This window comes from Pseudomonas sp. HD6422 (assembly GCF_025377065.1).
In the GTDB taxonomy this organism is placed as follows: Bacteria; Pseudomonadota; Gammaproteobacteria; order Pseudomonadales; family Pseudomonadaceae; genus Aquipseudomonas; species Aquipseudomonas putida_U.
Window position 1 is genome coordinate 40,040 of sequence record NZ_JAHWIW010000025.1, and the last position, 16,237, is coordinate 56,276.

A 16,237-nucleotide genomic window follows, 5' to 3' on the forward strand; every position below is an offset into this window, starting at 1 on the left:
CCTAGCGCGGCTCGGACCAGGCCAGCTCTTCCCCGGCAATGGCTAACCAGTCGTTCAGCGGTGCCAGCAAGTGCAGTTCGAAGCCTCTGGAGCGGAAAGCCCACTTGCCCTCACGGCGTTCAAACCTGTCGTGATACAGCCCGCTGACTTGGATAGGGCCTTTGTCGATGTCGTAGAACAGGCAATCTGCAGCGACGGTAGCCGATGCACTATCCCCCTCAATCTCGATCAAAGGGTTGGCCATCCAGTGGTGCATGTGCGGCATCTGCCGCCAGCTGTTCTCGGCCATCTGCAGAATTTCGTCGCGACTCGTCGCGCTGCCGAATCCCGGCAGGTCCAGCGTCGACTCGGCGTGCCAGATGCCCTGAAGAAGCTTCCTGTCGATGCGGTCGAATGCGTGTGCGTAGGTGGCGATGAGCGTCTCGATCGCGATGCGACTTTCCAATGCATCCAATCGGGCGGTGAGGGCTTCGATGTCCATGCAGTACTCCAGAAAGGTAGAATTTGCAGTGCAGAACGAAACAGCCCTGTATGGGGCTGCTCCGGTGCCGAAGAATTATTCAGATCTGCGACAGACCGCCGTCCACCATCAATTCCACGCCATTGACATACCTGGCATCGGCGCAAGCCAGGAAAAGCGCGGAACTTGCGACTTCTTCAGGCTGGGCCATGTACCCCAGCGGCGTGATCTGTTCGACGTGCTGGCGCAATGCAGCAATTTCCTTGTCACTGAGCTTCAGGCTGTTGTCCATCAGTGGAGTGCGGGTGAACCCTGGGCTCAATACATTCGCTCGAATCCTGCGGTGTCTGAGTTCATTCGCCCAGGTGCGAGCAAAGGAGCGGACCGCGGCCTTGGACGCGTTGTAGAGGCTCAGTCCTTCCATGCCGTTGCTGGAGCAGATCGAAGCCGTCAAGACAATCGAAGCGCCGTCCTTCAACAACGGCAACAGCGTCTGTACGCTGAAGAAAACGCCTTTGACGTTGATGTCAAACATGCTGTAGTACGCGGCCTCGCTGGTCTCGCCTAGTGGATTCTTCTCGCAGATTCCCGCGTTGGCGAACACCACGTCCAACTGATCGTCCTGGCCTTCGATCGTTGCCTTGAGCCGATCCAGATCGGCTTGACGCGAGACATCCGATTGGACTGCAACGGACTTGCTCCCCAGCCTGTCGACCGCCGCCTGCAAGGTGTCAGCAGACCGTCCGGTGATGTACACACGCTTGGCCCCCTCGGCTATAAGTCCCTGAGCGATCGCAAATCCGATGCCGGTGGACCCACCCGTCACGACGGCAACCTGATCGATGAATTTAGCGGACATATCTGACTCCTCGGCCCATGATGCAATGAAGTTCGGAACAACCTTGGGCACAGTGTGATAAGTATCAGACGGTGGCGGTACTTCCAGACATGCACATTGGCTGTACAGTTTTGTGTGAGCTGCTCGAGAACCAGGAGACCGATAGCAGTATGATCCGGTTAGCCGAAGTCCGTGATCAGCCAGATATCAGAGACTGCGCCGAACAGGCCTACGTCCAGGGTTTGATCGTGCTCTACGCCCAGGAGGGGCATGTACTGCTGGAGAGCGTGGCAGTCCTGCCTACCAATGAGAAGATGACCGCCAACCTCGCGATCTATCCGAGTCTCGGTTACGTCAGAGCCGCTAACCGGCTGGAAGAGGGATTCAAACGTGTTTACTTCGAGAAGCGGCTGAGCTGAGAACGAAAAAAGGGCCTTTCGGCCCTTTTTTCAATGATGCACAGACTCCCAAGGAAATCTTTACATCTATATTTGGAGCGGGAAACGAGACTCGAACTCGCGACCCCGACCTTGGCAAGGTCGTGCTCTACCAACTGAGCTATTCCCGCGTCGTGATGGGTGCCATTCTAGCGATCTGGAAAACCGCGTCAACCCCTTGATTCAAAAAAACTTTATTTCTGCCCCGAACCTTCGCGCAGATGCGGCCAGGCGGCTAGCAGGTAGTGGAACATCGACCACAGGGTCAGCGCGGCTGCCACCAAAAGCAGGCCATAGCCAAGCACCACCCAGAAGGTCAGCAGCGGCGGGTTGCCCAGCAGAATCACCAGTGCCAGCATCTGCGCCGCGGTCTTCCATTTGCCCAGGCTCGACACGGCCACATGCGCCCTCGCCCCCAGTTCGGCCATCCATTCGCGCAAGGCCGAGACCACAATCTCACGACCGATGATCACCGCCGCCGGCAAAGTGAGCCAGAAATTGGCGTGTACCTGCACCAGCAGCACCAGGGCGACAGCCACCATCAGCTTGTCGGCTACCGGGTCGAGAAACGCGCCGAACGGCGTGCTCTGCTGCAGCCGGCGCGCCAGGTAGCCGTCCAGCCAGTCGGTGGCGGCGGCGATGGCGAACACGGTACTGGCGGCCAGGTAGCTCCAGTGGTACGGCATGTAAAACAGCAGGATGAAGATCGGAATGAGCAGGACGCGTAGTACGGTGAGCAGGTTTGGAATATTCATCGGCACGACTGGCTGCAGGTTGAACCCGGCATTCTACTCGCTATGCAGGCTGGCATAAATCGACTCGGCAAGCTTTTTACTGATGCCCGGCGCCTTGGCGATCTCATCGATACTGGCGCGGCTGAGCTCCTGCAGACCGCCGAAATGCTTGAGCAGGTCGCGGCGGCGCTTGGGGCCGACCCCCGCCACGTCCTCCAGGCTCGACACACGCCGGGCCTTGCCGCGGCGGGCACGGTGGCCGGTGATGGCGAAGCGGTGGGCCTCGTCGCGGATCTGCTGAATCAGGTGCAGTGCCGGGTTGTCGCCCTTGAGGGTGAACTCGTGGGTCACATCGTTCAGGTACAGGGTCTCGAAGCCGGCCTTGCGCGTCACCCCTTTGGCCACCCCGAGCAGGGTCAAGTCGTTGAAGGCCAGCTCCTGCATCACCTCGCGCGCCATGTTCAACTGGCCCTTGCCGCCATCCACCAGCAGCACGTCGGGTAGCTTGCCTTCGCCCTCCTTGATCCGTCCGTAGCGACGGGTCAGCGCCTGGTGCATGGCAGCGTAGTCATCACCCGCGGTGACGCCTTCGATATTGAAGCGCCGGTAATCCGACTTGATCGGTCCCTCGGGCCCGAACACCACGCAGCTGGCGACGGTGGCTTCACCGCTGGAGTGGCTGATGTCATAGCACTCCAGGCGTTGCGGCACTTCGTCCAGGCCCAGCACCTCGGCCAGGGCCTCGAAGCGCGCGGCCATGTGCTGGCGGTTGGCCAGACGCGCGTTGAGCGCCTGCTCGGCGTTGGTCACCGCCAACTGTTGCCAGCGAGCACGGGTACCGCGCACCCGATGGCTGATCTGCAGCTCGCGGCCGCTGAGGGTCTGCAGCGCTTCGCAGAGTGCCGCAAAATCCTCGTGCACGACGTTGACGATCAACTCGCTTGGCAGCTCACGTTCGACATTGCCCAGATAGTACTGGGAGAGAAACGCGGCCATGACCTCGCTCACTTCTTCCTCGATGCCCACCTGCGGGAAGAAGTTCTTGCTGCCCAACACCCGGCCGCCACGCACGCTGATCAGGTGCACGCAGGCACCGCCCGGGTTGACGAAGGCAGCGACGACATCGACGTCGCCAGAGCCGCCTTCCATGTACTGCTGGTCCTGCACCCGACGCAGCAGGGCGATCTGGTCACGTAGCTCGGCGGCCTTCTCGAAGTTCAAGGCCATGGCGGCCTTTTCCATCTCGGCATTGAGCTCGTTGCCCAGTTGCTGGCTACGGCCTTCGAGGAACATCACCGAGTGGCGCACGTCTTCGGCATATTCCTCAGCCGAGACCAGGCCGGTGCAAGGCCCCTTGCAGCGCTTTATTTGGTACTGCAGGCACGGGCGGGTGCGGTTGGCGTAGTAGCTGTCTTCGCACTGGCGCACCGAGAAGGCCTTCTGCAGCAGGCTCAGGCTTTCACGAATGGCACCCGCGCTCGGATAGGGACCGAAATAACGACCCTTGGCTTTCTTCGCGCCACGGTGGATGCCAAGCCGAGGAAATTGGCCATCGGACAGAAATACATACGGATAGGATTTGTCGTCACGCAACAGGATGTTGTAGGGCGGACGCCATTCCTTGATCAGCGTCTGCTCGAGCAGCAGCGCTTCGGTCTCGTTACCAGTGATAGTGGTCTCGACCTGGGCGATGCGAGCGACCAGGGCGGCGGTCTTGGGCGCCAGCCCCGCTTTGCGGAAGTAGCTGGCCAGGCGCTTTTTGAGGTTTTTGGCTTTGCCCACGTAGAGCAGGCGCGCCTGGGCATCGAACATCCGGTAGACGCCCGGACGGCCGCTGCAGGTCGCCAGGAAGGCACTGGCATCGAAAGCTTGGGACATGAATTAGAGGCTTGCGTCGACCATACCGTGGCGAACGGCCAGCAACGTCAGCTCGACATCGCTGGTAACCGAGAGTTTTTCGAAGATCCGATAACGGTAAGTATTGACGGTCTTGGGCGACAGACACAACTTGTCTGAGATGATCTGCACTTTCTGACAGCCGACGATCATCAGGGCAATCTGGATTTCCCTCTCAGAGAGTGCGTCGAATGGCGAACCCTGTGGCTGGAACGACTTGAGCGCCAACTGCTGGGCGATCTGCGGGCTGATGTAACGCTGACCGGCGAAGGCCAGGCGGATGGCCTGCACCATTTCGTCGAGCCCCGCGCCTTTGGTCAGGTAACCGGCCGCGCCGGCCTGCAACAGGCGCGTGGGAAATGGGTCTTCCTCGCAGACGGTCACTGCCACCACCTTGATGTCGGGGTGGCTGCGCAGCAGTTTGCGAGTCGCCTCGAGGCCGCCGATCCCAGGCATCTTGACGTCCATCAGCACGACATCCGGCTTGAGTTCGCGGGCCAGCTTGAGCGCAGACTCGCCCGAGTCCCCCTCGCCGACCACGTGCAGGCCATCGATGTCGGCCAGCATGCGCGTAATACCGGTTCGTACCAGATCGTGATCGTCGACCACTAGGACCCTAATCAAGCAAACACCTCGTCAACAGGGCGATTGGATCCCGTCACCTTAACAAAAAATTTCAGGATCGGCCTAGCGTATTAGCCCGTTCAGAAGCGTCTCACATCAAAGTTGCTGAAAGCCCTATGCTTGAGGGCTCTCGTCCTCGCCAGCGAGGCGTCCGGACAAGTGCAGCAATGCCGCCTGGTCAGCCACCGGCAACTGGCGAAACGCGCCCAGCAACCCGACCTCCGCTGTGGTCAGGTTGTCAAGCGGTACCGGGGTACGGGCGCCACTGAGGACGTAGAGGGCATCCACGCCGCGGTTGGCCAGTGCCGCCAGGTAGTCGAGCCGCGGGGTCCGCTCGCCGCTTTCGTACTTGCCCTGGGCGTTGGGTTCGACGCCGCCGATATCGCCAAATACCCGCTGGGTCATCCCCAGGCGCTCACGCTCTTCTCTCAGGCGTGAACCGAGTCCCTTCATAGCCAACCTCTCCCTTGCCTGCTTGTCGTCCAAATGGCCCGTTCTCCGACGGACCGATGATGGCCACTATGCCCACCAAGGCTTTGCCGCGCAAGCCACTATTACGCCACCATTCTAGACAAGCGCCCGTTGCATGCGCACGAAACAGGCATCGGCGCCCATTTCGACGAAGCCATGACGGTGATACAAACGCCGGGCCGGGTTGCTGGCGAACACCATCAGGCGAACCAGGGGCAGGCGCCGCTGAACCGCCCAACCGGCCAACTGCTCCAGCACCCAACCACCGACGCCACGCCCACGGTACTCGGGAAGCAAGTGCAGTTCGCGGATGAACAATGCCTGACGGTCCTGGCTGAGGCTGCAATAGCCCAACACGGTGTCGCCATCGGTTACCAGCCACTGCTCACGCCAGCCCCAGGCCTCGTCGAAGGCCTCCTCGATCCACAGCAGGTCGAACTCGCGGTAATAAGGCAGCATGGCCCGTCGCGTGAGGTCTCGGGCAAAGGTCCGGTGGCTCAGGTCGGCGGGAATCAGGGCCAGAGACATCGCCGGCGCTGCCCCGCCCTGCTCTGCTGCCTGGTAGACAGGTTTACAACGGATCATCGGTATTCGTGCTCCTGACCGTCTGTCTTGAGATTAGGCAATTCATTGATCGAGGTCAGGTCGCTACAGGGTTTTGTTTCTAAGCTCAAGACCCTCGGCACCTTCGCCACCTGCCATTCGGAGCCATCATGGCAACCCCGTCACTGGCCAGCCAGCACCCACTGGCCCAACGCGCTCGCGGCCCGCAACTTTCGCACAAACCCGGGCGCGCCACGCTGGTCATGTTCTTCGGCCTGCTCCTGGCCGGCATCGCCTACACCGCCTGGAGCCTCAAGCAGGATGTCAGCGCCAGCGGCACGGTGGTCACCACCGTTACCCCCTTCCTGTTGCTCGGCCTGGCCTTGTTGATCGCCTTGGGCTTCGAGTTCGTCAACGGTTTCCACGACACCGCCAACGCCGTCGCCACGGTAATCTATACCCACTCGCTGCCAGCGCCCGTCGCCGTGATGTGGTCGGGACTGTGCAATTTCCTTGGTGTACTGCTTTCCAGCGGCGCGGTGGCCTTCGGCATCATCGCGCTGCTACCGGTCGAGCTGCTTCTGAAGGTAGGGTCTTCGGCCGGTTTTGCCATGGTCTTCGCTCTGCTGCTGGCGGCCATCATCTGGAATCTCGGCACCTGGTGGCTGGGCCTGCCGGCCTCATCCTCGCATACGCTGATCGGCTCGATCATCGGCGTGGGGGTGGCCAATGCCTTGATGCACGGACGCGAGGGCACCAGCGGGGTGGACTGGAGCCAGGCCAGCAAGGTCGGCTACGCGCTGCTGCTCTCGCCGCTGGTCGGTTTCGTCTGCGCGGCGCTGCTGCTATTGGCCTTGCGCGCACTGGTCAAGCGCAAGGCACTGTACCAGGCCCCCGAAGGTCGTACCCCCCCTCCCTGGTGGATCCGCGCCGTGCTGATCCTGACCTGCACAGGGGTATCGTTCGCCCATGGCTCCAACGATGGCCAGAAAGGCACGGGATTGATCATGCTGATCCTGGTCGGCACCTTGCCGATGGCCTACGCACTGAACAAGACCATGCCCAACGAGCAGGCATTGCAGTTTTCCGCGGTCGCCGAGCAGACTCGCCAGGCGTTGCTGCGTACCGATCCGCGAATGCCGCCGGCGGACGTGCGCCAGACGCTGACCGCGTTCATCTCCTCCCCCAAGGCCACCTCTCACCTGCTGCCCGCGCTGGCCGAACTGACCGGCGAGATCGGCACCCAGGTCGAGGGTTATGGCTCGCTCAAGGCAGTGCCCGCCGAAGCCATGGCCAACGTGCGCAATGACATGTACCTGGCCAGTGAAACCATTCGCCTGATCGAGAAGAACAGATTGATGGTGTTCGATGCCGACACTCGCAACCATGTGCAATCGCTCAAGACCCAACTCGACGATGCCACTCGATACATCCCACTGTGGGTCAAGGTAGCGGTGGCCATCGCCCTGGGCTTGGGTACGATGGTCGGCTGGCGCCGCATCGTGGTGACGGTGGGCGAAAAGATCGGCAAGACCCACCTGAGCTATGCCCAAGGCGCCTCGGCGGAAGTCGTGGCGATGTGCACCATCGGTGCGGCGGACATGTTCGGACTACCGGTCTCGACGACCCACGTGCTGAGTTCCGGCGTAGCGGGCACCATGGTGGCCAATGGCTCGGGCGTTCAGCGACGGACGTTGATCAACCTGCTGCTGGCCTGGGTACTGACCTTGCCTGCGGCCATGTTGCTGGCAGGTAGCCTGTACTGGCTGCTGAGCCACGCATTTTGAACCAATTTGCAACTCGTATTTTTACCAGTAGACACCCCCTCTTTTCATCACTAGCGTGACGCCGAAGTTCGCAGGCAAGCGAGCGGCAGAAAGGGGGAACGGATGCTCAACCAAATTCACCTCACCATCGACAGTCGCAAAGGCATGCAACCCGGGCGACTCGAAGTCCGCCGACAGGTCTGGTGGCACGACGGCTTTCATATAGAAGCGGAAGGCATGGGCTACTGGATGCGTCTGACCGGCCAACAAGGCCCCGAGCCTGGCTTCTACATTCTCGAAAGCGATGACGCCTGGGACGGCCGCGTACAGGTGGAGTTCGGCCTTCACGACCAACAATCAGTGCCCATAGAGGAAGGCGACTTCCTCCTGACCAACATCAACTACCGCTTTCATTGGCTGGCCGGCGAGTTCAGTTTCCGCTGCACCCGCAACGCGCAATCAGTGACCGTGAACTGCCTCGGTTTCGAGACCGACGAAACCGCTTGAGCCCATCAGCGTCGTGGGCCGGACCTGCCTGCAGGTCCGCGCCCCCGCGCTATCAGCCAGGGATCTTCAGACCCCGTTGCACCGCGGGCCGCTCCAGGAAGTTGGTCAGCACCCGCTGGACTTCCTGGAACTCATCGAAACCCACCAGGTCGCGAGCGTCGTAGCGATCCACCAGGTTGCGCACCCAAGGGAAGATGGCGATATCGGCGATGCTGTACTCGTCGACCATCCATTGCCGTCCGCGCAGGTGGCGATCCAGCACGCCGAGCAGCCGCTTGGACTCATTGACGTAGCGGTCACGCGGACGCTTGTCTTCATAGTCCTTGCCAGCGAAGAAATGGAAAAAGCCCACCTGGCCGAACATCGGCCCGATGCCGCCCATCTGGAACATCAGCCATTGCAGGGTCTGATAGCGGGTAGCTGGGTCCTGGCTAAGCAGTTGCCCGGTTTTCTCGGCCAGGTACTGAAGGATGGCACCTGACTCGAACAACGGCAGCGGCTTGCCGCCCGGCCCGGCTGGATCGAGGATCGCCGGGATCTTGTTGTTGACACTGAGCGAGATGAATTCCGGGCTTAGCTGGTCGTTGCTGTCGAAGCTGACCTTGTGCACCTCGTAGGCCAGGCCAATCTCCTCCAGCATGATCGAAACCTTGACGCCATTGGGAGTGGCCAGCGAATACAACTGCAGGCGCTCAGGGTGCTGCGCCGGCCATTTGTGGGTAATCGGGAACGCGCGAAGATCGTTCATGGGCTCGCCTTGTCAGTGAGTGAAACGTAACTTTAAGGACAACCGCGCATCCTGACCATCACTGCAAGCCGAGCCCTGACCCGACAGGAGGGCGGGAAACGCCCTCCATACAATGGCGATCCATCAGGCTGGCTGGACAACCCCTTTGCCAACACGCTGGGTCATCGAGACCAGTAGGATGAACAGGGTCACACCCGCCGTCATCAGAGTTTCGTAGCGGTAGGCATCGCTGAACAACATGTAACCGAGCACCATCACGATGGTGCCGATCACCGCCCAGGTCAGCCACGGGAACAACCACATTTTCAGCTCCAGTGCCTGCCCTTCGCGCTCGGCCCTAGCACGCATGCGCAGTTGCGAAACAGCGATCACCAGGTACACCAGCAAGGCGATGGCGCCGGTGGTCGATAGCAGGAAGCCGAACACCTTACCCGGCAGCACATAGTTGACGAAGCAACCGACGAAGCCGGCCAGGGTGGAGAGCACCACGGCCACGGTCGGCACGCCCGCCCCGGAAATGCGCTTGGTCATGCTCAGCGCCTGGCCCCGGGCACCGAGTGAGTAAAGCATGCGCGATGCGGTATACAGCCCCGAGTTCATGCAACTGGTCACCGCCACCAGCACCACCAGGTCGACCAGCAGCTTGGCGCCCGGCACGTTGAGCACTTCCAGCACGCGCTGGAACGAGCCTACCGCCTTCAGGCCAGGGTCATTCCAAGCCACCAGCGATACCACCAGGAAGATCGACGCCAGGTAGAAAATGGCGATGCGGTACACCACCAGGTTGGTGGCGCGGCGGATCTTGTCCTTGGGGTTGGCGGTCTCGTCCGCGGCAATGGTGACGATCTCGGCGCCGAAGAACGAGAAGATAGTGATCAATACGCCACCGAGCACCGTGCCGAAGCCATTGGGCATGAAGCCGCCGCTGTCCCACAGGCGGCTGACCCCGGACACTTCGGCCAGCGGCCAGAAGCCGAACACGGCCAGGCTGCAGACGACGATGAAGGCCAGGATGGCGATGACCTTGACCAGGGCGAACCAGTACTCGAACGCACCGAAGTTCTTGACGCTGACCAGGTTGGTGCCCGACAGCACGACCATGATCAGGAAGGCGAACAGCCAGGACGGCACCGCCGGGAAGTAGGCATGCAGGATATCGGCGCCGGCGATGGCTTCGACCGGGATGATCAATACCCAGAACCACCAGTACAACCACCCGATGGTAAAGCCTGCCCAAGGGCCGATGGCCTCGCTGGCGTAGGTGGAGAATGAGCCGCTGCTGGGGTTGGCAATTGCCATTTCACCGAGCATGCGCATCACCAGAAGGACCAGCAGTCCGGTCATGGCGTAGGAAATGAGAATGGCCGGCCCGGCGGTCGCGATGGCGTTCGACGAGCCAATGAACAGGCCGGCCCCGATGATGCCGGCGATGGAGATCATGGAGACCTGACGGGAGGTCAAACCGTGCTGCAGGGAACGCTGTTTCTTGTTATCTAGCGAAGCCATGGAGAACCCTCTAATGGGTCGGCCGCGACGTTGGGCGGCTGAAGAGTTGGAGCAGAATTCTTGTAGGTCGTGTTGCTCTTTTTGTTTTTCTGATCACGGTGTCGCGCACTTTCCTCCTACTTCGCAACACCGGTTGTCATTATTGATCGAGGTCAGTATTAATCTATAGGGCCGGGTCAACAAACGACCTTTTCGAAGCACATAATTCCGATACGGAATGAACTCTTTCCTTTTTTCGCTCGGTACACGCCTACCATGTCCAAACGATTGATGCCTTCCACCACGGCCCTGCAGTGCTTCGAAGCCGCTGCCCGGCACCTGAGCTTCACCCGCGCCGCGCAGGAGCTGCACCTGACCCAGAGCGCGGTCAGCAAGCAAGTGGCTCAGCTCGAGGACATGCTTTCGCACTCTCTGTTCCAAAGGATTCGTCGACGCCTGCACCTGACCCCGGCGGGCGCCCTGTACCTGACCGAGGTGAACAAGATCCTCACCCAGATCGACATCTCCAGCCGCTACATCCTCAGCTACGGCGACGAAACCGAAGTGCTGCGCATCGCCACCCAACCGACCTTCGGTGCCCGCTGGCTGGTACCCCGGCTCAAGGGCTTTGGCGAACGCCACCCGCGCATCCACTTGGACATCCGCAATGAACTGGAGCCCTTCGACCTGGTACAAGCCAAGGCCGACATCGCCTTTTTCTTCGGCCAGGGCACTTGGCCCGGGGCGACCTGCATCGAACTGTTCAGCGAAGAGGTGGTGCCGGTGTGCGCCCCGCAGTTGCAGGCCAGATTCCGCTTCGACAGCGCCGAGGCGCTCACCGAACACCGCCTGCTGCAATGCGCATCGCGCCCCGAGGCCTGGCATGAATGGTTTCTCGGGTTGGGCCTGCATAGCCAGAACAGCTACCACGGCCCCCGCTTCGACACGTTCTACCTGTGCATTCGCGCGGCCATTGCGGGCTGCGGCATCGCCCTGATTCCCCGTTACCTGGTGGCCGAAGAGCTGAGCGAAGGCAAGCTGGTGGTGCCCTGGGATCATCCGCTAGCGAGCAATGGCCGGCACTTCATCGCCCATGCCGAACATGCGGCCGAGGTGCCCAAGGTCAGGGCCTTCGTGCAGTGGATACGGGAGCGGGTGGCTGAGGGGGTTTGAGGTGGGTGCCCGCGAAAAGGCAAACAAACACACCATAAAGCGAAAATTTCATGAATCGGTGGAATGATCGCAATCGAATAATTCGTTTGCGGAATAATACCCCGACACGCTTGGATATTAAGAAACTCGAACAAGGTCTGCGTGCCCATGAACCAGGAAAGTATCAGTCAATCCATTGCCATCGTTCATCCGATCACACTTTCCCATGGCCGCAATGCCGAAGTTTGGGATATCACGGGTAAACGTTATATCGACTTCGTCGGCGGTATCGGCGTGCTCAACCTGGGGCATTGCAACCCTGCCGTGGTCGCAGCCATCCAGGCTCAAGCCGGTCGGCTCACCCACTATGCCTTCAACGCCGCGCCCCATGGCCCCTATCTGGAGCTGATGGAGCGTCTGCGCCAGTTCGTTCCGGTCAGCTACCCCTTGGCCGGGATGCTCACCAACAGCGGCGCGGAAGCGGCGGAAAACGCCTTGAAAGTGGCCCGTGGTGCCACAGGAAAACGCGCGATCATCGCCTTCGATGGCGGCTTCCACGGCCGCACCCTGGCCACCCTGAACCTCAACGGCAAGGTCGCGCCATACAAGCAGCGAGTGGGCGACCTGCCAGGGCCGGTGTACCACCTGCCCTACCCCAGCGGTGACACCGGCATCACCTGCGAACAGGCGCTCAAGGCCATGGATCGCTTGTTCAGCGTGGAGCTGGCGGTAGAGGACGTGGCGGCCTTCATCATCGAACCAGTGCAAGGCGAAGGCGGCTTCCTGGCTCTGGACCCCGCGTTCGCCCAGGCCCTGCGCCGACTCTGCGATGAACACGGCATCCTGTTGATCATCGACGAAATCCAGTCTGGCTTCGGCCGCACCGGCCAACGTTTCGCCTTCCCGCGCCTGGGTATCGAGCCAGACCTGCTATTGCTGGCCAAGAGCATCGCCGGGGGCATGCCACTGGGCGCGGTGGTTGGCCGCAAGGAACTGATGGCAGCATTGCCCAAGGGTGGCCTGGGCGGGACCTACTCAGGCAACCCGATTGCCTGCGCGGCAGCCCTGGCCAGCCTTGCACAGATGACCGATGAGCACATTGCGACCTGGGGCGAGCGGCAGGAGCAGGCCATCGTCAGCCGCCATGCGCGCTGGCAGGCCACCGGACTGAGCCCCTTCATCGGTCGCCTGACCGGTGTCGGCGCCATGCGCGGCATCGAATTCGTCCATGCCGATGGCAGCCCCGCACCGGCGCAACTGACCAAAGTACTGGAAGCGGCCCGAGACAAAGGTTTGCTGCTGATGCCCAGCGGCAAGGCGCGACACATCATCCGCCTGCTGGCGCCCTTGACCATCGAGGCCGAGGTGCTCGAGGAAGGCCTGGATATCCTCGAGCAGTGCCTGGCGGAACTGGCTTGAGCGTTACAGGCCCAGCTCTTCGGGGGTGAGCATGTCGGATTCGAAGGCGATCCAGCCGCCTTCGAGTTCGGCGTGACCGTTGACGATCGGACCGTAGTAGGTCAGGCCGTTCTCCAAGGTCACGCAGATATGCGTCGGGGATTTTTCCGGGGCTGCGAGCGTACCGACGAAATGCACCTTCTTCAGGGTTTCGGTCACCGCCTCCAGGCCGACACGCATGCTGGGGTTTTCCGAAGCCTCGGTGTCACCACCGCGGTCTTCGGCGCTGACGGTGACGGTGGCGATGTACGGGTACTTGTTGCTCAAACGGGTTTACCTCGGAACGATACGTAGGTGGATGGGCGCGTAGAGTACGGCACGTGTAGGCGCTTGTCTCTAGCGGCCGCTGCGGGGACTGCCCGCACAAGGCGAAAGGAGATGCAAATGGCCTCCCCGCCGCCAATCTGTTAGGGTGCCGGCGATGCACGCCACACCACACGAGGACACCGAGTGAGCGCCGAAGAACCCCTGATCGCCGACCTGTTCGAGGTCGACAAACGCCTGACCCTCAAGCCCGTCGTGGACTTCAACAACTACCTGCGCAATGCCTTCGGCGAGGGTCCCTGCACCTGCCATCGCTGTGGCGAAGGCAGTGACCCGGCCAGCTACAACCATCAGCACAGCTTCACCCTCGATGGCCGTCAACTGCACCGCCGCTTCGCCAGCACGGCAGGCAGCGATGTGCTGCAGGTCCTGAAAAAAGCCTGGCTGTCGTACACCAAGGCCGAACTCAACCCGACCGGCGCGCTCGACCTGGCCACGCTCAAGATCTTCACCGAGGCGGCCCTGCACCCGCGCCTGCTGGCGCTGCTGCCGGCCAGCGGACTGGCCCGCGAAGTGGAAGGTCAGTGGATGCTGCAAGCCCAGGCCGACTGACGTCCGGCGGGGCGGCAGGATTCTCCCGGTCTGCTACCTTGGGAGGATCCCCGCACCGCCGCAGGTAGTCGACCATGGCCCGCACAACGCCTATCGAGCTGTACCGCAATATCGGTATCGTCGCCCACGTGGACGCCGGCAAGACCACCACCACCGAACGCATCCTGTTCTACACCGGAGTCAACCACAAGATGGGCGAGGTGCATGATGGCGCCGCGACCATGGACTGGATGGCCCAGGAACAGGAGCGCGGCATCACCATCACCTCCGCCGCCACCACGGCGTTCTGGCAGGGCTCGACCAAGCAGTTCGCCGACCGCTACCGCTTCAACATCATCGATACCCCCGGCCACGTCGACTTCACCATCGAAGTGGAGCGTTCGCTGCGCGTGCTCGACGGCGCGGTCGTGGTGTTCAGTGGTGCCGACGGGGTCGAGCCGCAATCGGAGACGGTCTGGCGCCAGGCCAATAAGTACCATGTACCGCGCCTGGCCTACATCAACAAGATGGACCGCCAGGGCGCTGACTTCCTGCGCGTGGTCAAGCAGATCGACCAACGCCTGGGCCATCATCCGGTGCCCATCCAGCTGGCGATCGGCAGCGAAGAAAACTTCATCGGCCAGATCGACCTGGTGAAGATGAAGGCTATCTACTGGAACGATGCCGACCAGGGCACCAGCTACCGGGAAGAAGAGATCCCCAACGAGCTCAAGGCGCTGGCCGACGAATGGAGGGCGCACATGGTCGAGGCCGCTGCCGAGGCCGACGATGAACTGACCCTGAAGTTTCTGGATGGCGAGGAACTGAGCATCGAGGAAATCAAGGCTGGGCTGCGTAAACGGACGCTCAACAACGAGATCGTGCCGACCATCCTCGGATCCTCTTTCAAGAACAAGGGCGTTCCGCTGATGCTCGATGCGGTCATCGACTACCTGCCGGCGCCCTCGGAGATTCCGGCGATTCGCGGTACCGACCCGGATGACGAAGAGAAACACCTGGAGCGCCACGCCGACGATAACGAGCCGTTCTCCGCACTGGCGTTCAAGATCGCCACCGACCCCTTCGTCGGTACCCTGACCTTTGCCCGGGTCTATTCCGGCGTGCTGAGCTCGGGCAATGCCGTGCTCAACTCGGTCAAGGGCAAGAAAGAGCGCATCGGCCGCATGGTGCAGATGCACGCCAACCAGCGCGCCGAGATCAAGGACGTGTGCGCCGGCGACATCGCCGCCCTGATCGGCATGAAGGACGTCACCACCGGCGATACCCTGTGCGACATCGACAAGCCGATCATCCTCGAACGCATGGATTTCCCTGATCCGGTCATCTCCGTGGCAGTGGAACCCAAGACCAAGGCCGACCAGGAGAAAATGGGCATCGCCCTGGGCAAACTGGCCCAGGAAGACCCCTCGTTCCGGGTCAGGACCGATGAAGAAACTGGCCAGACGATCATTTCCGGTATGGGTGAACTGCACTTGGACATCATCGTCGACCGCATGCGCCGCGAGTTCAATGTCGAGGCCAACATCGGCAAACCGCAGGTGGCCTACCGCGAGAAGATCCGCAACACCTGCGAGATCGAAGGCCGCTTCGTGCGCCAATCCGGCGGGCGCGGCCAGTATGGGCATTGCTGGATCCGCTTCGCGCCGGGAGACGAAGGCCAGGAAGGCCTGGAGTTCATCAATGAGATCGTTGGCGGCGTGGTGCCGCGCGAATACATTCCGGCCATCCAGAAAGGTATCGAGGAGCAGATGAAGAACGGCGTCCTCGCCGGCTACCCGCTGATCAGTCTGAAGGCGGCGGTCTACGATGGCTCCTACCACGACGTCGACTCGAACGAGATGGCCTACAAGATCGCCGCCTCGATGGCCACCAAGCAGTTGTCGCAAAAAGGCGGCGCGGTGTTGCTCGAGCCGGTGATGAAGGTCGAGGTGGTCACCCCGGAGGAGTACCAGGGCGACATCATGGGCGACCTGAGCCGGCGCCGTGGGATGATCCAGGATGGCGACGAGACCCCGGCTGGCAAGGTGATCCGGGCCGAGGTGCCGCTGGGCGAGATGTTCGGCTACGCCACCTCGATGCGTTCGATGACCCAGGGCCGAGCGAGCTACTCGATGGAGTTCACCCGCTATGCAGAGGCGCCGGCGAGCATTGCCGATGCGATCGTGAAGAAAAGCCGCGGGGAGTGACTCGCGGTGTCCGGGCGGGCCTCTTCGCGGGCAAGCCCGCTCCCACAGGGGTAGCA

General features: G+C 61.6%; 17 protein-coding genes and 1 tRNA gene. 7 read left to right on the plus strand and 11 right to left on the minus strand.

Annotated elements, in window-relative coordinates; translation table 11 throughout:
- Nucleotide 1: 1 nt before the first annotated feature.
- Together KY379_RS18435 and KY379_RS18440 are read right to left on the minus strand one after the other, a co-directional pair.
- Complete coding sequence (locus KY379_RS18435) at nt 2–481, minus strand: nuclear transport factor 2 family protein (protein ID WP_133331910.1); 480 nt, start codon at nt 479–481, stop codon at nt 2–4.
- 79 nt (nt 482–560) lie between these two features.
- Entirely contained in the window at nt 561–1,319 is a 759-nt protein-coding gene (locus KY379_RS18440; protein ID WP_133331909.1) for an SDR family NAD(P)-dependent oxidoreductase, read from the minus strand.
- A gap of 149 nt (nt 1,320–1,468) precedes the next feature.
- Here KY379_RS18440 and KY379_RS18445 point away from each other — a divergent pair, with 149 nt between their 5' ends.
- Nucleotides 1,469–1,717: a hypothetical protein gene (locus KY379_RS18445; RefSeq protein ID WP_133331908.1), complete on the plus strand. Its 249-nt coding sequence runs from the start codon at nt 1,469–1,471 to the stop codon at nt 1,715–1,717.
- 73 nt (nt 1,718–1,790) lie between these two features.
- Here KY379_RS18445 and KY379_RS18450 read toward each other — a convergent pair.
- From KY379_RS18450 to KY379_RS18475, 6 genes are all read right to left on the minus strand, one after another.
- Nucleotides 1,791–1,866, minus strand: a tRNA-Gly gene (locus KY379_RS18450).
- Nucleotides 1,867–1,929: 63 nt separating this feature from the next.
- Nucleotides 1,930–2,490 (minus strand): CDP-diacylglycerol--glycerol-3-phosphate 3-phosphatidyltransferase, encoded by a 561-nt coding sequence (gene pgsA / locus KY379_RS18455; RefSeq protein ID WP_133331907.1) that lies wholly within the window; start codon nt 2,488–2,490, stop codon nt 1,930–1,932.
- Nucleotides 2,491–2,523: 33 nt separating this feature from the next.
- Nucleotides 2,524–4,347, minus strand: coding sequence for an excinuclease ABC subunit UvrC (uvrC, locus tag KY379_RS18460; RefSeq protein WP_133331906.1), 1,824 nt, complete (start codon nt 4,345–4,347; stop codon nt 2,524–2,526).
- Nucleotides 4,348–4,350: 3 nt separating this feature from the next.
- Complete coding sequence (gene uvrY / locus KY379_RS18465) at nt 4,351–4,989, minus strand: UvrY/SirA/GacA family response regulator transcription factor (RefSeq protein ID WP_133331905.1); 639 nt, start codon at nt 4,987–4,989, stop codon at nt 4,351–4,353.
- A gap of 114 nt (nt 4,990–5,103) precedes the next feature.
- Nucleotides 5,104–5,442: a helix-turn-helix domain-containing protein gene (locus tag KY379_RS18470; protein ID WP_133331904.1), complete on the minus strand. Its 339-nt coding sequence runs from the start codon at nt 5,440–5,442 to the stop codon at nt 5,104–5,106.
- Between the two features lie 114 nt (nt 5,443–5,556).
- Nucleotides 5,557–5,988: a GNAT family N-acetyltransferase gene (locus KY379_RS18475; protein WP_133331945.1), complete on the minus strand. Its 432-nt coding sequence runs from the start codon at nt 5,986–5,988 to the stop codon at nt 5,557–5,559.
- Between the two features lie 185 nt (nt 5,989–6,173).
- Between KY379_RS18475 and KY379_RS18480 the strand changes: the two genes are divergently transcribed.
- Nucleotides 6,174–7,790: an inorganic phosphate transporter gene (locus KY379_RS18480; RefSeq protein WP_261241114.1), complete on the plus strand. Its 1,617-nt coding sequence runs from the start codon at nt 6,174–6,176 to the stop codon at nt 7,788–7,790.
- A 102-nt stretch (nt 7,791–7,892) separates the two neighbouring features.
- Nucleotides 7,893–8,276 carry a hypothetical protein gene (locus tag KY379_RS18485; protein ID WP_133331902.1) on the plus strand — a complete coding sequence of 128 codons (384 nt, stop codon included), beginning with the start codon at nt 7,893–7,895 and terminating at the stop codon, nt 8,274–8,276.
- A gap of 52 nt (nt 8,277–8,328) precedes the next feature.
- On the opposite strand, the gene KY379_RS18490 is transcribed toward KY379_RS18485, so the two are convergent.
- Together KY379_RS18490 and KY379_RS18495 are read right to left on the minus strand one after the other, a co-directional pair.
- A complete protein-coding gene (locus KY379_RS18490; protein ID WP_133331901.1) occupies nt 8,329–9,024 on the minus strand; it encodes a glutathione S-transferase N-terminal domain-containing protein in 696 nt (231 codons plus the stop codon).
- Nucleotides 9,025–9,147: 123 nt separating this feature from the next.
- A complete protein-coding gene (locus tag KY379_RS18495; RefSeq protein WP_133331900.1) occupies nt 9,148–10,530 on the minus strand; it encodes an amino acid permease in 1,383 nt (460 codons plus the stop codon).
- A 255-nt stretch (nt 10,531–10,785) separates the two neighbouring features.
- Between KY379_RS18495 and gcvA the strand changes: the two genes are divergently transcribed.
- Complete coding sequence (gene gcvA, locus KY379_RS18500; RefSeq protein WP_133331899.1) at nt 10,786–11,682, plus strand: transcriptional regulator GcvA; 897 nt, start codon at nt 10,786–10,788, stop codon at nt 11,680–11,682.
- 147 nt (nt 11,683–11,829) lie between these two features.
- Nucleotides 11,830–13,080: an aspartate aminotransferase family protein gene (locus KY379_RS18505; RefSeq protein ID WP_196171598.1), complete on the plus strand. Its 1,251-nt coding sequence runs from the start codon at nt 11,830–11,832 to the stop codon at nt 13,078–13,080.
- A gap of 3 nt (nt 13,081–13,083) precedes the next feature.
- On the opposite strand, the gene KY379_RS18510 is transcribed toward KY379_RS18505, so the two are convergent.
- Nucleotides 13,084–13,386, minus strand: coding sequence for a hypothetical protein (locus KY379_RS18510; protein ID WP_133331897.1), 303 nt, complete (start codon nt 13,384–13,386; stop codon nt 13,084–13,086).
- A gap of 183 nt (nt 13,387–13,569) precedes the next feature.
- On the opposite strand from KY379_RS18510, the gene KY379_RS18515 reads away from it, so the two are divergent.
- A complete protein-coding gene (locus KY379_RS18515) occupies nt 13,570–13,995 on the plus strand; it encodes a hypothetical protein (protein WP_133331896.1) in 426 nt (141 codons plus the stop codon).
- Between the two features lie 74 nt (nt 13,996–14,069).
- Complete coding sequence (gene fusA / locus KY379_RS18520) at nt 14,070–16,181, plus strand: elongation factor G (RefSeq protein WP_133331895.1); 2,112 nt, start codon at nt 14,070–14,072, stop codon at nt 16,179–16,181.
- Nucleotides 16,182–16,237 lie beyond the last annotated feature (56 nt).